Source organism: Corynebacterium sp. (assembly GCF_030535495.1).
Taxonomy (GTDB): domain Bacteria; phylum Actinomycetota; class Actinomycetes; order Mycobacteriales; family Mycobacteriaceae; genus Corynebacterium.
In genome coordinates this window covers 1-14,927 of sequence record NZ_JAUNRW010000046.1, presented here as the reverse complement: position 1 = coordinate 14,927, position 14,927 = coordinate 1, and the positions used below count along the sequence as shown (strand labels likewise).

The 14,927-nt window shown below is 67.9% G+C and carries 14 protein-coding genes; 4 read left to right on the top strand and 10 right to left on the bottom strand.

The annotated features are described in order from the left end of the window. The coding region (locus Q4F73_RS07290; RefSeq protein ID WP_303358696.1) for a helix-turn-helix transcriptional regulator at positions 1-2,006 on the top strand (2,006 nt) is incomplete at its 5' end. Positions 2,007-2,125: 119 nt separating this feature from the next. Here Q4F73_RS07290 and Q4F73_RS07285 read toward each other — a convergent pair. The 6 genes from Q4F73_RS07285 to pcaH are packed head-to-tail and all read right to left on the bottom strand — an operon-like array spanning position 2,126 to position 7,431. Continuing rightward, positions 2,126-3,430: an aromatic acid/H+ symport family MFS transporter gene (locus Q4F73_RS07285; protein WP_303358695.1), complete on the bottom strand. Its 1,305-nt coding sequence runs from the start codon at positions 3,428-3,430 to the stop codon at positions 2,126-2,128. Continuing rightward, positions 3,431-4,621 (bottom strand): 4-hydroxybenzoate 3-monooxygenase, encoded by a 1,191-nt coding sequence (locus tag Q4F73_RS07280; RefSeq protein WP_303358694.1) that lies wholly within the window; start codon positions 4,619-4,621, stop codon positions 3,431-3,433. Then, positions 4,622-5,023 carry a 4-carboxymuconolactone decarboxylase gene (gene pcaC / locus Q4F73_RS07275; RefSeq protein WP_303358693.1) on the bottom strand — a complete coding sequence of 134 codons (402 nt, stop codon included), beginning with the start codon at positions 5,021-5,023 and terminating at the stop codon, positions 4,622-4,624. It abuts the gene before it with no gap. After that, positions 5,020-6,141 carry a lyase family protein gene (locus Q4F73_RS07270; protein WP_303358692.1) on the bottom strand — a complete coding sequence of 374 codons (1,122 nt, stop codon included), beginning with the start codon at positions 6,139-6,141 and terminating at the stop codon, positions 5,020-5,022. Before Q4F73_RS07270 ends, pcaC begins: the two co-directional genes overlap by 4 nt. Further along, a complete protein-coding gene (pcaG, locus tag Q4F73_RS07265; protein WP_303358691.1) occupies positions 6,134-6,721 on the bottom strand; it encodes a protocatechuate 3,4-dioxygenase subunit alpha in 588 nt (195 codons plus the stop codon). The genes Q4F73_RS07270 and pcaG overlap by 8 nt, the downstream gene beginning before the upstream one ends. Before the next feature lie 17 nt (positions 6,722-6,738). Continuing rightward, positions 6,739-7,431 carry a protocatechuate 3,4-dioxygenase subunit beta gene (pcaH, locus tag Q4F73_RS07260; RefSeq protein ID WP_303358690.1) on the bottom strand — a complete coding sequence of 231 codons (693 nt, stop codon included), beginning with the start codon at positions 7,429-7,431 and terminating at the stop codon, positions 6,739-6,741. Between the two features lie 348 nt (positions 7,432-7,779). On the opposite strand from pcaH, the gene Q4F73_RS07255 reads away from it, so the two are divergent. After that, positions 7,780-8,061 (top strand): hypothetical protein, encoded by a 282-nt coding sequence (locus Q4F73_RS07255; RefSeq protein WP_303358689.1) that lies wholly within the window; start codon positions 7,780-7,782, stop codon positions 8,059-8,061. Between the two features lie 116 nt (positions 8,062-8,177). Beyond that, positions 8,178-9,491: an MFS transporter gene (locus Q4F73_RS07250; RefSeq protein ID WP_303358688.1), complete on the top strand. Its 1,314-nt coding sequence runs from the start codon at positions 8,178-8,180 to the stop codon at positions 9,489-9,491. 11 nt (positions 9,492-9,502) lie between these two features. Here the strand turns inward: Q4F73_RS07250 and Q4F73_RS07245 are convergent, their stop codons facing one another. From Q4F73_RS07245 to catA, 4 genes are all read right to left on the bottom strand, one after another. Beyond that, a complete protein-coding gene (locus tag Q4F73_RS07245; protein ID WP_303358687.1) occupies positions 9,503-10,681 on the bottom strand; it encodes an ATP-binding protein in 1,179 nt (392 codons plus the stop codon). A gap of 56 nt (positions 10,682-10,737) precedes the next feature. Beyond that, positions 10,738-10,980 carry a muconolactone Delta-isomerase family protein gene (locus Q4F73_RS07240; RefSeq protein ID WP_303358686.1) on the bottom strand — a complete coding sequence of 81 codons (243 nt, stop codon included), beginning with the start codon at positions 10,978-10,980 and terminating at the stop codon, positions 10,738-10,740. Between the two features lie 124 nt (positions 10,981-11,104). After that, positions 11,105-12,226, bottom strand: a complete 1,122-nt coding sequence (locus Q4F73_RS07235; RefSeq protein WP_303358685.1) for a muconate/chloromuconate family cycloisomerase — start codon at positions 12,224-12,226, stop codon at positions 11,105-11,107. Between the two features lie 68 nt (positions 12,227-12,294). Next, the gene (gene catA, locus Q4F73_RS07230; protein WP_303358684.1) at positions 12,295-13,164 is read right to left on the bottom strand and encodes a catechol 1,2-dioxygenase; all 870 of its coding nucleotides are present in this window, start codon (positions 13,162-13,164) and stop codon (positions 12,295-12,297) included. Between the two features lie 652 nt (positions 13,165-13,816). Here catA and Q4F73_RS07225 point away from each other — a divergent pair. Continuing rightward, on the top strand, positions 13,817-14,927 hold a 1,111-nt coding region (locus tag Q4F73_RS07225), incomplete at its 3' end, for a Rieske 2Fe-2S domain-containing protein (RefSeq protein ID WP_303358683.1).

Here is a 14,927-nt window from a genome sequence, read left to right as displayed (position 1 = left end):
ATCCCACCATGACCTCCCAGTACCTGCGGCACATCCACCGCCGCCTGCTGCACCGCGCGGCCCTGCACATCCAGGCCGCGGGTTCCGGTGCGGTGCTGCTCATCACGGGGCCGGAGGGGGCGGACCGCAAGGGGGCCCTGGAGGCGGTGCTCGCCCGGCTGGGTGCCCAGCACCAGCACCGGGTGGCGCTGTTCCCGTGGAATCGGGAGGAGCCCGGCGCGCTCGCGGCGCTGTTGCCTACTCCCCTGGCGGACACGCTCGTCGTCGTCGATGATCTGCACCACGCGGATGAGCGTTCGCTGCGCCAGCTCATCTCGGCGGCGCGGCACCCGAATTCGAGCATTTCGATCATCGCCACTGTCGAGGGTCCCTACCTGGATCACCTGGCCACGGACACCTTCCAGCTCCCGCCGCTCACGCTCGCGGAAACGGCCGGGTATCTGCACGCGATCACCGGTCGGCGGATCCCCGTCGCGAAGGTCGAGCAGATCCACGCGGAGACGGGCGGCTGGCCCGGGGCCATCAACGCGCTGGTGACGGTGATGAGGGAGGGGGAGTTGTGGCGGGGCGTCGATAAGCGGGATCATCTGGCCCTGGCTCGCGAACTCGTCGCCGACGGCGAGCTACCGACCGCCGAGCTCCACCTCAACGAGTGCTCCCCCGAGCACGACGTCGCCGAGCAGAACTCCCTGCGCGGCTACCTCGCGCTCAACCGCGGCCTGCGCCGCCGCGCACACGAGTACCTCGCCGACCCCGGCCCCGATCCGCGCCACCGTGTGCGCAGCGTGCTGTTGTCCCTGGCGGACTGGGATCTGCCCGCGGTGCAGGAGAAAACGTCAACGCTGCTTATCGACGAAGCCCGGATCCTCTCCCTCGTCGCCGACGCCGCCCTGTCCGGCCGCATGCCCTCCCTGGACCTCACGACGCACACCGCCACCGACCGCCAGCGCCTGGCCATGGTCCACGGCTGGCTGGCCTTGAGTTTCGATGATCCGCTCACCGCCCGCGAACGCCTGCAGCATCTGCCGGGGCAGTCGCCGATCACGGGCGTGTGGCAGGACGCCTGGCTCTCCCGCACCCTCTACGTGCTGGGCGAATGGACCACCGCGGCGCGCGTCGTGGAGCGCGGCCTGGCCACCAGCGAAGCACACGGCATGGAGCTGCTCGAGCCGATGCTGCTGTGGACCGGCGTGCAGATCGCCGCCATGCAGGGCGATGACCTGCTGGCCCGCAGCTACCTGCAGCGGCTGACCATCAGCGCCGACGCCTTCCTACTGCAGTCGCTGCCCGCGGCCATGGGACGCATGATCGTCGCCGCCAACTCCGCCGACCTGCCCGCCGCCCTGCGCGCCGGCGGCCTGCTCGCCCGCACCGTCGCGTCCACCGACACCCAGCACCCCGGCTTCTGGCCGTGGGAGGACGTCTACGCGCAGACCCTCATCCGGGCCGGGCGTATCGACGCCGCCGACGACCTCATCACCGCCACCGAGGCACGCCACTCCCCCTCCGGTCTGGTCTCGCTCATGGCGAAGAACGCCGTGCCGCGGGCCACCATCCAGATCCAGCGCGGGGAGGTCGGCGCCGGGCTGCGCACCTTCGAGGACGCCGTCGACGCCATCCTGGACACCCCCATGCCCGCCTACCAGTCGCGCATCCTCTTCGAGTACGGCAAGGTGCTGCGCCGGCACGGTCGCCGCCAGCGTGCCGACGAAGTGCTCTCCCACGCCGCCGAGATCTTCGCCCAGATGGGTGCCAGCGTCATGGTGGAGCGCTGCGCGGCCGAGCGCCGGGTGGGTGGCGTGGGCCTGGTCCACCACACCAACCCGCACGGGCTGACCCCGCAGGAAGAGCAGATCGCCGCGCTCGTCGCGGAGGGGGCGACGAACGCGGCGGTGGCGCGGGAGCTGTCACTGTCCACCAAGACGGTGGAGTATCACCTCACGCGGGTGTACAAGAAGCTCGGGGTGGGTTCGCGGCAGGGGCTGCGGGAGGCGCTGGCGGGGTAGGTATCGCGAGCGCGGTGGCTCCCGGTAGGGGTCGCCCGGTGGGGGCCTCCGTGGGCTCGGTATCGCGGTCCTGCCGAGGTAGCGAGGCCGAACGGGTGAAGCCGAGCCCCGAGCCCCGACTAGCGCTGGTACAGCGGCCGGGTGAGCGAGAAGATCACCGCACCGGCCAGGCCGACGGCCGCGTAGGCGAAGAAGCCCCACGGGTGCGCCAGGCCCAAGCTGATGAGCAGGCCACCGAGCATCGGGCCGGAGATGGCGCCGAGGCGACCGATACCGGCGGAGAAGCCCATGGCCGTGGCGCGCATGTTGGACGGGTGGTTCTCGCCGACGAAGGCGTAGACGAGGTTCTGCGAGGAGAACACGAACACACCGGTGATGAACACGACGACGTAGAGCGCGATGAGCGGCAGCTTGATGGCCATGAGCGCCAGGAATACCGCGGACAGCACGAACCACAGCAGGCCGGTCTTGCGCGGGGAGTGCGTGTCGGAGACCTTGCCGGCGATGATGAGGCCCACGACGGCGCCGACGTTGAGCACCAGCAGGAAGCCCAGCGAGTTACCCAGGTCGTAGTCGGCGGCGCGCATGATCTGCGGCAGCCAGGTGTTGAGTCCGTAGACCAGGAGCAGCCCCATGAAGGAGGTCGCCCAGATGGCCAGGGAGTTGCGGCGGTACTTCGGCGCCAGCACGGAGGCCAGGGAGCTGCGCTGCTTGTCGGCCTGGGCGGCCTCGGCGGCGTTGCGGTCGAGCTCGTCGGTCAGTTCCATGCCGTAGCGGCCGGCGATTTCCTCGGCTTCGTCGATACGCCCCTTGGCCAGGAGGTACTGCGGGGATTCGGGAAGCATGACGTACATGATCGGGGCGAGGATGAGCCCCGGAATGGCGCCGACGATGAACAGCGAGTGCCAGCCGAAGGGCTCGATCATGACGATGGCCAGCAGGGCGGTGAGCACGGCGCCGACGTGGTAGCCGGTCATGACGGTGGTGGTGGACGATCCCGCCTTGGCGCGGCCGCGGAACTCGGTGACCATGGAGATCGCGGTGGGCAGGCAGCCGCCGAGGCCGACACCGGCGAGGAAGCGCAGGAGCATGAGCATCCACACCGAGTCCGCGAAGCCCATGCCCAGGGTGAGCAGGGAGAAGGCGAAGACGGAGACGATCATCACCCAGCGGCGGCCGAGTTTGTCGGTGAGGGTGCCGATCGCCAGGGCGCCGACGGTCATGCCGATGAGGCCGGCGGTGACGATCTGGGTGCCCTCGGCGGCGGTGACCTGCCAGGCGGGGTCCTCGATCATGGAGGGCAGGACGGCGCCGATGACGACCATGTCGAAGCCGTCGAGAAGCACGGCGATCCACAGCAGCAGGGTGACGGTGAACGTGGAGCGCACGGCGCTCGGGGTCTGGGTCCGGGTGAGCGTGCTCATCTATACCTCGAAACGGGGCAGGTCGAGGCCGACGTACTGCTGCGCCAGGTAGGTGCGGCCGGCTTCGGTGGACAGGACGGAGCGCAGTTCGGCGCGGGAGCGCTGGGTCTGGAAGTGGGAGTCCTCGGGCACGGTGTGCAGCATGGAGGACATCCAGTAGGAGAAGTGCTGGGCCTTCCACACGCGCGGAACGGCGAGTGCGGAGTACTGGTCGAGCAGGTCGGTGTTCCCGCGCTTGATGGCGCGCGCCAGGCCCGGGGCCAGGACGGAGACGTCGGCGACGGCCAGGTTGAGCCCCTTGGCGCCGGTGGGCGGCACGGTGTGGGCGGCGTCGCCGGCGAGGAACAGGCGTCCGCGCTGCATGGGGTCGGTGACAGCGGAGCGGAAACGCAGGACGGCCTTGTCGAAGATCTCGCCCTCGGACACCCGCAGGTCATCGGTGGACACGCGCTTGTGCAGCTCGGACCAGATGCGCTCGTTCGACCACATGTCGACGGTGTCATCGGGGTTGCACTGCAGGTAGTAGCGCTGGATCTCCGGGGTGCGGGTGGAGATGAGCGCGAAGCCGTGCTCGGAGTTGGCGTAGATGAGTTCCTTCTGCGTCTGCGGGGCGTTGACCAGGATGCCGAACCAGGCGTAGGGGTACTCGTGCTTGGCGCGCACGGCACCGGGCAGCTCGGTGATGAGCTTGCGGCGCGGGGAGGCGGAGCCGTCGCCGGCCATGACGTAATCGGCGGTGAGGGTCTCGGTCACCCCGTCCTTGGTGTAGGTGACGGTGACCTGGTCGCCGTCGTAGCCGGTGACGTCGGTGACTTCGGTCTCGAAGTGGATGGTCTGGCCGGCGGCCAGGCGCGCGGCGATGAAGTCCTTGAGGTACTCGTGCTGCGGGTAGACGGCCATGCGGTGGCCGGTCAGACCGGCGAGGTCGATGCGGGTGCGCTCGCCGTCGATGGCCAGCTCGATGGCGTCGTCGATGTCGGCTTCCGCGTCCATGCGCTCGCCGACGCCGGTCTCGCGCATGAGGTTCATGGTGCCCTGCTCGAGGACGCCGGCGCGGACGGTCTCCTCCACCTCGGCCCGGGTGCGGGACTCGAAGATGACGGATTCGATGCCGTAGGTGACGTGGAGCAGGTGGGCCAGGGTGAGTCCGGCGGGGCCGGCACCGATGATGGCTACGGGGGTGTGGGACATCTACTTGTCTCCTTCATAGTCGGTGACGGCCTGCTGCAGGAGCTTGAAGCCGTGGTTGGAGTTGGGCACGCCGGCGTAGACGGCGGTGTGGAGCAGGACCTCGCCGATGAGCTCAGGATCGACCCCGGCGCGCAGGGCGGCGCGGATGTGCATGTCGAGCTCGCCGTCGTTGCCCACGGCGGTGAGGATGGCGATGGTGAGCAGGCGGCGCTGCGTGTGGTCGAGCCCCTCGCGGTTCCAGATGTCGCCCCAGGCGGTGCGGGTGATGAAGTCCTGGAATTTCTCTGTCACCGGGGTCTGCTTATCGACGGCCGCGTCCACGTGCGCGTCCCCCAGCACCGCGCGGCGGTTGCGCATGCCGGTCTCAAAGGCCGCGGCGCGGCCCTCGTCGTAGCTGGTCATCGGTTGTCCCCTTCCAGGATGAGGTCGGTGATCTCACCGGCGTGGCCGGTGGGGGCGTCAGCGGTGCGCTGCGCCATGGTCTCGGTGTGTACGCGCAGCCCGTCGAGGCTGGCGTGGAGGCGGTTGACGGCGGACGCGGTGGTGGCGATGAGCTCGCGGATGGTCTGCCATTCGGCGTGCCAGCTGCCCGTTCCGCGCTGCCAGCGGCTGTCGAGGGTGTCGAGCATCGTCGCGGCCAGGCCGGGGGTGCGCCGCGCGTAGCCGTCGCAGGCGACGGCGGCGGCGGGGTTGGCCTTGTGCGGCATGGAGGAGGATCCGCCGGGGGTGGCCTCGGCGAGCTCGGCGATCTCGGTGGCGGAGGAGGCGATGATGTCCCCGGCGATCTTGCGCGCAGCCCCGGCCACCTGGGCGGCGGCCAGACCGACGCTGACCAGCGGCAGGCGGTTGGTGTGCCACACCAGCGGGCGGGCCTTGAGCCCCAGGGAGGCGGCCAGGTGGTCATGGATGTCGATGCCGTGCGGGTGGGTGTCCACCAGGTTGCCGGTGGCCCCCGCGTACTGCACGGGCAGCGCCTCCAGCGCCAGGCCCATCTGGCGGGCGGATTCGCGCACGGCCTCCAGCCAACCGGCGGCGATGACGCCGAAGGTCGTCGGCAGGGCCTGCTGACCGAGTGTGCGGCCCATGACGGGGGTGTCACGGTGGGTGGTGGCCAGGTCCGACAACAGCTTCTCGACGCCCGCCAGCCGCTCATCGAGTACCCGCCCGGCGCGACGCACACACAGCACCAGGGCGGTGTCGATCGCATCCTGGCTGGTGGCGCCGACATGAATGCCGGTGGTGTCGGTGGCGCGTTGCTTCAGCTCCGCGACGATGGGGATGGTCGGGTTGCCACCGGCCGCCGACGCAGCGGCGATGGCCTCGACGTCAATGTCATAGGAGCCGATGGCCTCGTGCGCGGCGCGGGCGGCGTCGGCGGTGATGTGGTTGGTGGTGAGGGCGGCGTCGATAAGCGCCGATTCGAACTCCACGATCGCGGCGAGGAACGCCGCGTCGGACAGCCGCTCGTGGACGGCGGTGTCGCCGGAGGCGAGGTCGGAGTAGGTGCTGCGATCAGACACGGAAGAACGGGGTCTCCTTCCCCGGATCGGCGTGCTGCACGACGATGGTCATCCGGTAACCACCGTCGGTCTCCTCGGCGATGAGGAGGTCGCGTCGGGGGGCGTCGACAAGCGCGAGGACCGGGTCGGCCGCGTTGTCGTGGCCCGGGAAGTAGAGGCGGGTGTAGAGGCGCTCGAGCATGCCGCGGGCGAAGACGCCGACCTTGAGGTGCGGGGCCTCCTCGGCGGTGGCGCCGGGCATGACGGTGGTGAAGGTGACCGCGCCGGTCTCGTCGACCATGCCGCGCCCCAGGCCACGGAAACCCTCGGCGTCGGTGGTGTGGTAGGTGCCGTCGGGGCCGGTCTGCCAGATCTCGATCATGGCGTCGGCCACCGCGTCGCCGTTGCCGTCGATGACGTCGAAGGTGACCTCGATGGTCTCGCCCTCGGTGGCCATGACCTCGGAATCCTTAAGAGTCAGGCCGATGTGCACGTAGGGGCCGACGGTCTGGGAGGGGGTGATGCCGAACTCGGCCTCGTCCTGGTCGCGGATGTCGGAGACCTCGTAGCGGAACTCGCCGGTCTGGTGGGTGTCAATCATGATGGTGGTCTCGTTTTCTACTCGAAGGGGGTGGCCTGCTGGCCGCGCAGGACGATGTCGAACTTGTAGGCCAGGGCGTAGTTGGGGCGGGTCTCGTCGTAGTCGAAGACGGCGATCATGCGCTCGCGGGCGCCGGCGGGGACGGAGTTGTAGATCGGGTCCTGGAAGAACATCGGATCGCCGGGGAAGTACATCTGTGTGACCAGGCGCTCGGCGAACTGGCGGCCGTAGAGGGAGAAGTGGATGTGCGCCGGGCGCCAGGCGTTGTGGTGGTTGCCCCACGGGTACATGCCGGGCATGACGGTGAGGAAGTTGTAGTGGCCGTTCTCGTCCGTCATGGTGCGGGCCACGCCGTTGAAGTGCGGGTCGAGCGGGGCCGGCCAGGAGTCGTTCTTGTGGCGGTAGCGGCCGGCGGCGTTGGCCTGCCAGGCCTCGACGAGGGTGTGCGGGACCGGCTTGCCGTCCCAGCCCAGGACGCGGCCGTGGACGAGGATGCGCTGGCCAATGGCCTCGCCGCCGTTGGCCTGGGTCATGTCGTTGTCGATGCCGCCGAGGTCTCGGTCGCCGAAGACGGGGCCGGAGGTCTCGCCCAGGCGCTCAGGCACCATGATGAGGTCATTGGTGGGGTTGCGCTTGATGGTGGTGCGGTACTCGGGGAAGTGGAGCGGGGCGAAGAAGCCGTCGGTCGCGGCGTTGAGGGGCGTGCTCATGGGGGTGGTCCTCCTGCTGATCATGATGAGGTGATACCGCATGACGCTAGAGACCTGGTTCACATGTTGGCAAGGGGTTCGCTCTGCGAACTTCGTGGGCGCTACCGACAACTCGCTGGCCAGCGCGTTTGGGCCGGGCGACTGGCCCAGGGGTTAGTCAGGGGTGTGCGCCAGGGGTCGGCGCGATGGGTGATGCGACACCATTGTGGCGGCGGGGTTCAGCACGGCCCGCCGGAGGGGCCGCGGGTGTGACCTGGACCACCCCCGCGGCCGACCCCGGGGCGCCACTGCCCGTTACGCTCGAGGCCAGTACCCAACCACGTCACCACCAGAGCCTGAGGAGGCACCATGTTCCGCAAGTCCATCGTCGCCGTCGCCACCACCGCCCTCATCCTGGGAGGCACGAGCGCCACCGCCCACGCCCAGTCGGCCGCTCCCTACCCGAGCTCCCTGATCCCGGTCGATCAGGGCCTTGTCCAGACCGTCCAGGACGTCATCCAGGTTCCCGCCGACCAGGTCCACGCCGGACTCCAGATCGGAGCGGCGTGGCTGGCCTGGAACATCGGCTCCTCCGTTCTCGGCGGCGGCTCCTCCGTTCTCGGTGCCGGATCCGCAGCACTGTCCTCCTGACCCACCCCGATCCACTCCCCGCCCCTCGTTCTCTCGGGGCGGGGAGTACCCGATTCCGGGCGACGGCGTGAATATTAATGCGGCGCCCGGCGGCAGCTGCCGTAATCTCAGCCGACGTGGATATCCGAGAACTCATCGACACCACCCGTATGGGCACCTACCAGTGGTTCATCATCGGGCTCGCCGCCTTCCTCAACGCCCTGGACGGCTATGACCTGGTGGCCATGGCGTTCACCTCCTCCGCCGTCTCCGAGGAGTTCGCCCTCACCGGCGCCCCGCTGGGATGGCTGCTGTCCGCCGCCCTCATCGGCATCGGCCTAGGCTCGTTGTTCCTCGCGCCGCTGGCCGACCGCTACGGGCGCAAGACACTCATTCTCGCCGCCCTGGCCATCGACCTGCTCGGTCTGACCATGTCCGCGCTGGCGGACACCTTCACCGAGCTGCTTGTCTGGCGCGTGGTCACCGGCATCGGCGTCGGCGGCATCCTGGCGTGCGTGACCGTGGTGGTCTCCGAGTTCTCCAACCTGCGCTTCCGCGGCCTGGCCATCTCCATCTACTCCGCCGGTTACGGCCTCGGCGCCTCCCTGTGCGGCATCCTGGCCGCGCAGCTCATTCCCGCCTACGGCTGGCGCTCCATCTTCGCCATCGGCGCAGCCCTGACCGCCGCCTCCCTGCTGCTCACCGCCCTCACCCTGCCCGAATCGGTCGACTACCTGCGCAACCGCGGCGAGCGTGAGAAGGTCCGCGCCGTCGCCGACCGCCTCGGCCTGGAGGGGGATTTCTCGGTGCGGGAGGGGGGCGTCGATAAGCAGTCCGCGAGCATCGTCGAACTCTTCCGCGGGCCGCTGCGCGCCACCACCATCAAACTGTGGATCGCGTTCTCCCTCATCACCGCCGGCTTCCAGTTCGCCAACCAGTGGACCCCGAAGCTGCTCACCGAGTACGGGCTCTCCGCCCAGCAGGGCATCATCGGCGGCATCATGCTCTCCTTCGGCGGCACCATCGGCTCGCTGGTGTTCGGTTCGTTGACCACGCGCATCCGCGCCGGCCGCGTCCTCACCGCCTTCTGCCTCCTCGGCGCCGTGGCCCTCGTCGGCTTCGTGTCGGCGGCCGCCTGGCCGACGCTCATGTTCGCCCTCGGCGTGGGCGTGGGCATGCTGCTCAACGGCTGCGTCACCGGCATGTACACGATCACCCCGCAGGCCTACCCCGCGCAGCTGCGCACCACCGGCGTCGGCTCCGCCATCGGCATCGCCCGCGGTGGCGCGGTGCTGGCCCCCATCGTCGTCGGATATCTTCTCGACGCCGGCTGGTCCCCCACCGCCCTCTACTCCGCCGCGGCCGTCATCGTCGGCTCCACGGCCCTGGTGCTCATGGGCGTGCGGGCCTACACCGCGCCGGTGGAGTCGCGCGCGGCGGTGAAGGTGTAGCTCTCGTCTATTTAGTCCTGTTTATTTTGTGTATCGCTGTTTATGCCCGCGATGACGTCGGATACCACATGCTCTCTGAGGTAGTCGCGCATGTACGGAAGGGTGTAGTCGACACTCCCGTTTCCCCTGTCCTCGATCATTTCCGCGTCCAGCAGCCGACGCCGGTAATTCCAGGCATACTGCGGGCTTACCCCCATACGTTGCGCGATGTCGGCCACCCTGGAAGGCCCCCGATCCTTCGTCATGTACGCGAGAAAAGTCCTGTCCACATCGGAAAGATCATCAACCGCGGGTTCATGCACCAGTTGTCCCAACGTACGGCGTGCTTTCACCACGCCCCTTTCCGCGGCATCCGTCGAGATCTCGTCGCTGTCTCCCGCGTATCGGAATGACCAGTACCCGACGAGCTGAATAAGGAACGGGTAACCCCCGCACGCGAATACGGCATGACTGAGAGCAGATGGGTCCCACGCCATCCCTTCGAGGCGCACCGGTTCCTCGAGGGCACGCTGAACGTCCTCGTCCCCCACCGAGCCGAGCGAAATCCGATGTGCCCGTCGGATGAAGGTGATGGGATTGGCATTCTCATTGCTCGCCAAAAGCGGCTTCACCGCTGAAGGGATCCCGGCCATCACCAACGCGATCTGCCTATCCTCACGCACCAGATGCTGAATCACCGTTGCCAACTGAATGACATCGTCCCTGCTGTGCTGGTGCAATTCGTCGAGGGTGATAAGCACCCCGGTGGGCTCTTGATCGGCCACCCGGGAAACATCCTCCAGGGCATCAAGCAATACGGTGAGTGACTGCCTGAGATCGGAGGACGCCGATGTGCCTGGATTGTCCCACTCGACACCCCATCCGGCGACGGAAACTCCACTCAATCGGTGCTTTTCGGTGGCAACCAACTGACCGTGTGCTCGCTGCACGGCTTCCACGAGGCGCTGAACGAACCCAGGCGTGGCAGTCTCAGAGAAATAAAGCCAGCCGTGTTCGAGCGCCACACGTTGCAGGGCGTTAAGAAGAACAGTTTTCCCCACACCACGGGCTCCGGTGACGACAGAAATCCGTTCATGAGCACCGGGCCCCGTTTCCAGCGCGTAGCCGAAATCCTCCAGATCGTCCGCTCGCCCCACCAGAACGGGAGGATCGACGCCAAGCCCAGCCCGGAAGGGGTTCTTTTTGACCATGTCCACGAGGGTAGCAAGGGCCGTTGTGTATCGCTGTTTATTTTGTGTATCGCTGTTTATCCCGCCCCACCGACCAGCGGCTCCACGCTCACGTCGAGCCAGGGCGTCAACGGCAGGGCGCTGACCAGGGCGTGGGGCTCGGGGGCGTCGATAAGCGCGACCCACGTGAGGCCGCCCGGGATGCGCCACAGCTGACCCGGCCACTGGGCAAGCAGGTCGCGGCTGCGCTGGACGAGGTCGGCGCGGACCTCCGGGTCCATGTCGAGGGGGAGATCGGCGACGAGTCGGATGAGCCACATGGACTCAGAGGATAGCGAAACCCCCACTGGGTTCCCACGTAAGGATTTCCATCTCCCGGCGTTTCCGCAGGTCGCGGAGATGCCGAGATAATCCTTACGTGGGAACCCTGTGGGGGTCGTCGGCCTACTTACGCGTGAAGTGGTTGATCTTGTCCCAGTCGGGCTCCAGCCCCAGGCCCGGGCCCTCGGGGAGGGTGACCACACCGTCGGCGTAGACGAGATCCTCGGTGGTGTAGGACTCGCGCAGCAGCATCGGGCCGAAAAGCTCCGAGCCGTAGGAGATCGCCTTCGTCGAGCACGCGAAGTGCAGCGACGCCGCGGTGCCGAAGGGCCCCTCGAGGGAGGTGGCGCCGTGGCAGGCCAGGCCGGCGGCCTCGGCGATGGCGGCGGTCTTCTTCGACTCCAGCAGGCCGCCGAGCTTGGTGGTCTTGACGGCGATGACGTCGGCGGCCTCCTCGCGGACCACGGCCAGGGCATCGGCCGGGGAGCACACGGACTCGTCAGCCATGACGGGCACGCCGATGCGGCGGGTGATCTCGCGCAGGGTGGCCAGGTCATGGGCCGGGGTGGGCTGCTCGAAAAGTTCGACGCCGGCCTCGGCGAGGACGGGCAGGTACTTCAGGGAGGTGATGCGGTCCCAGCGGGCGTTGACGTCGATACGCAGGCCCACCTTGCCGTCGAGCTCGCGGGCCAGTTCGGCGATGCGCGCGGTGTCGACGGCCGGATCGCCCGAGCCCATCTTCAGCTTGAAGGAGGCGTGACCGTGGGAGGCGATGCGCTCCTCGATCTCCTCCACCGCCTCGGCCAGGGGCAGCACACCGAGGGCCCAGGTGACCTCGATGTCGTCGCGGACACGGCCGCCGAGGAGGTCGCGCACGGGGATGTCGAGGGCGCGGGCCCAGGCGTCGTGCATGGCGATGTCGCAGGCGGCCTTGGCGAAGCGCATGTTGGCCACGGAGCGCTCGAAGTCCGCCATGATGCCGGCCAGATCGCTGACCGGGCGGCCGACCATGATGGGGGCCAGGTGGCCGTCGATGATGACCTTCATGGTCTCGGCGGACTCGCCACCCCACCACGGACCGCCGGGGACCACGCCTTCGCCGAAGCCGGTGACCCCGCCCTCGAGGACGACGGAGACCAGCAGAATCGGCTGGGCGGTGGCGGTGTAGGTGGCGAAGCCGTGGGGGCGGAAGAGGGGGACGTCGAGAAGCCGGGTCTCAACCTTGGCGATTGTCAGATCAGACAACGGGGATACTCCTTATATATGGGGAAAGGCCCCACGCCCGAAGGGACGTGGGGCCGGTCAGGGAAAGACTAGTCTTCCTTGTCCAGGGCGAAGTTGTAGGTGACTTCCTGGGTGCCCTCAGCGTTCGGCTGCGGGTTGAGCATGAGCTCCGGCTTCACAGCGGTGGCGACGTCGTTCTCGACCCACTCGCCGCCCTCGAAGTAGAGCTGGGTGGTGATCTCGCGGTAGCCCGGCTGCTTGACCATCAGGTGCAGGTGGGCGGGGCGCCACGGGTGGCCACCGTAGGAGTCGATGAACCAGCCGGTCGGGCCGTCGGCCGGGATCTGGTACGGAGCCGGGAACAGGGTGGTGATCTCGAACTCGCCGTTGTCGTTGGTGCGGATGGTGCCGCGCAGGTTCCACTCCGGGATGCCCGGTGCGAACTGGGCGTAGAGGCCCTCCTCATCGGCGTGCCACAGCTCGACGGTGGCGCCGCCCAGGCCGTTGCCCTCGACGTCGGTGACCTGGCCCTTGAAGATGAGGGACTTGGCGGCCTTGTCCTGCTCGCGCATCGGCATCTCGGCCTTCCACGGCAGCTCCGGGGAGTTCGGGACGTAGTAGGGGCCCTCGATGGAGCCCTTGGTGCCGGTGTAGTCGTTGCGGTTGTAGTTGATCTCCTCGATCTCGTGCTCGACGAAGACGTCCAGCCACAGCGGCCACTCGCCGTACTCGCCGACCTGGATCATCCAGTTCTTCAGGACGCGGTACTCGTCGTAGGTGACCTGGTGCTTGTGGGCGACCTCGGCGATGGCGGCCAGCAGATCGGTGTAGATCGCGTTGGCGCGCTCCTTGGAGGTGTCGGACTTGACGGCCTCGCCCTTGAACTTGTCGGTGGCGGCGTTGCCGGAGCCCTTGGCGGTGGGGTCACCGTCGTGGGTGGAGAGGTTCTCGAAGGACATGGAGACTCCTTGGTGTGGTGGTTCAGAAAGGTGAAGAGGAAGGGGGTCCAGGGAGGTTCGGGGTGAACTGCTCGCTGGTGTGACTTCACTGTGTCCCACCTCACGGGGTCGACGCAAGGACTTTCATGTCGGTGAATCCTTCAGCTTCTCGACGCCCCGCCGGGCCCCGGAACATCAGCGCAGGTCACCGCGGCTTTTGCGCACGATCGCTTCATGCACCGTACACACCACCCTGGCTGAAGCCTAGGTATCCCCCTCATGTTTGGGGCCGCTTGGCGGGCCCATTTCTACCCCCGCATACCCCCGGTTTCGCCACGTGCGGCGACCGTGCGCGCCGAACGCACGCTTCCCCACATCGACAAAAACGCAGTTGACAGCGCAATTATCCAGAAAACGCAGGCGGACGCTCACCCCCGCCCGCCAGCCCCGCCCCCGAAAAGATCCTCCCGAGCCCCTAGGGCACCCCTGGGAGACATCCCTGCAGCGTGCGGGCACTGACCGAACGTCGCAAAGCAGTTTTGAACGCCAACCCCCTAACTTCCCCTAGGCGTTCCCCCGATGTGGCCCGCCGCACATCTGGCTGATGATGGGTCCCGTCACACTTCATGGGCCCTCAGTCACGCGGCCCGTCCGGCAGATCGGAGACCACCTCATGACCACCACCACCCGCGAAATCCTCTCCCGCGCACTGGAGAACCGCCCCGAAGAAGGCGTCGTCCGCGTCAACCGCGAGATCTTCACCGACCAGGAGATCTTCGACCTCGAGATGAAGTACATCTTCGAGGGCAACTGGATCTTCCTCGCCCACGAGTCCCAGATCCCCGAGGTCGGCGACTACTTCACCACCAACATCGGCCGCCAGCCCGTCGTGATCACCCGCGGCAAGGACGGCGAGCTCAACTGCCTCATCAACGCCTGCTCCCACCGCGGCGCCATGCTGTGCCGCAAGAAGGTGGACAACCGCACCACCCTGACCTGCCCCTTCCACGGCTGGACCTTCTCCAACGACGGCACCCTGCTCAAGGTCAAGGACGAGAAGGACGGCGGATACCCGGAGCAGTTCAACACCGACGGCTCCCACAACCTGCGCCGCGTGCCCAAGTTCGAGTCCTACCGCGGCTTCCTCTTCGGCTCCCTCAACGACGATGTCGTCTCCCTCGACGAGCACCTGGGCGACGCCCGCGTCATCATCGACATGCTCGTCGACCAGTCCCCCGACGGCCTCGAGGTGCTCAAGGGCACCTCCACCTACACCTTCGACGGCAACTGGAAGCTGCAGGCCGAGAACGGCGCCGACGGCTACCACGTCTCCTCCACCCACTGGAACTACGCGGCCACCACCTCCCGCCGCAACACCGGCGAGTCCAAGAACGAGACCAAGGCCATGGACGCCGGCAAGTGGGGCGAGCAGGGCGGCGGCTACTTCTCCTTCCCCAACGGCCACCTCGTGCTGTGGACCGACTGGGCCAACCCGGAGGACCGCCCCATGTACGACCGCCTCGACCAGCTCAAGGAGCTGCACGGCGAGGCCCGCGGCAACTTCATGGTCGGTGCCTCGCGCAACCTGTGCCTGTACCCGAACGTCTACATCATGGACCAGTTCTCCACCCAGATCCGCCGCCTCGAGCCGGTCTCCGTCGACCAGACCGAGGTCTCCATCTGGTGCATCGCCCCCAAGGGTGAGTCCGACAAGTCCCGCGCGGCGCGTATCCGCCAGTACGAGGACTTCTTCAACGCCACCGGCATGGCCACCCCGGATGACC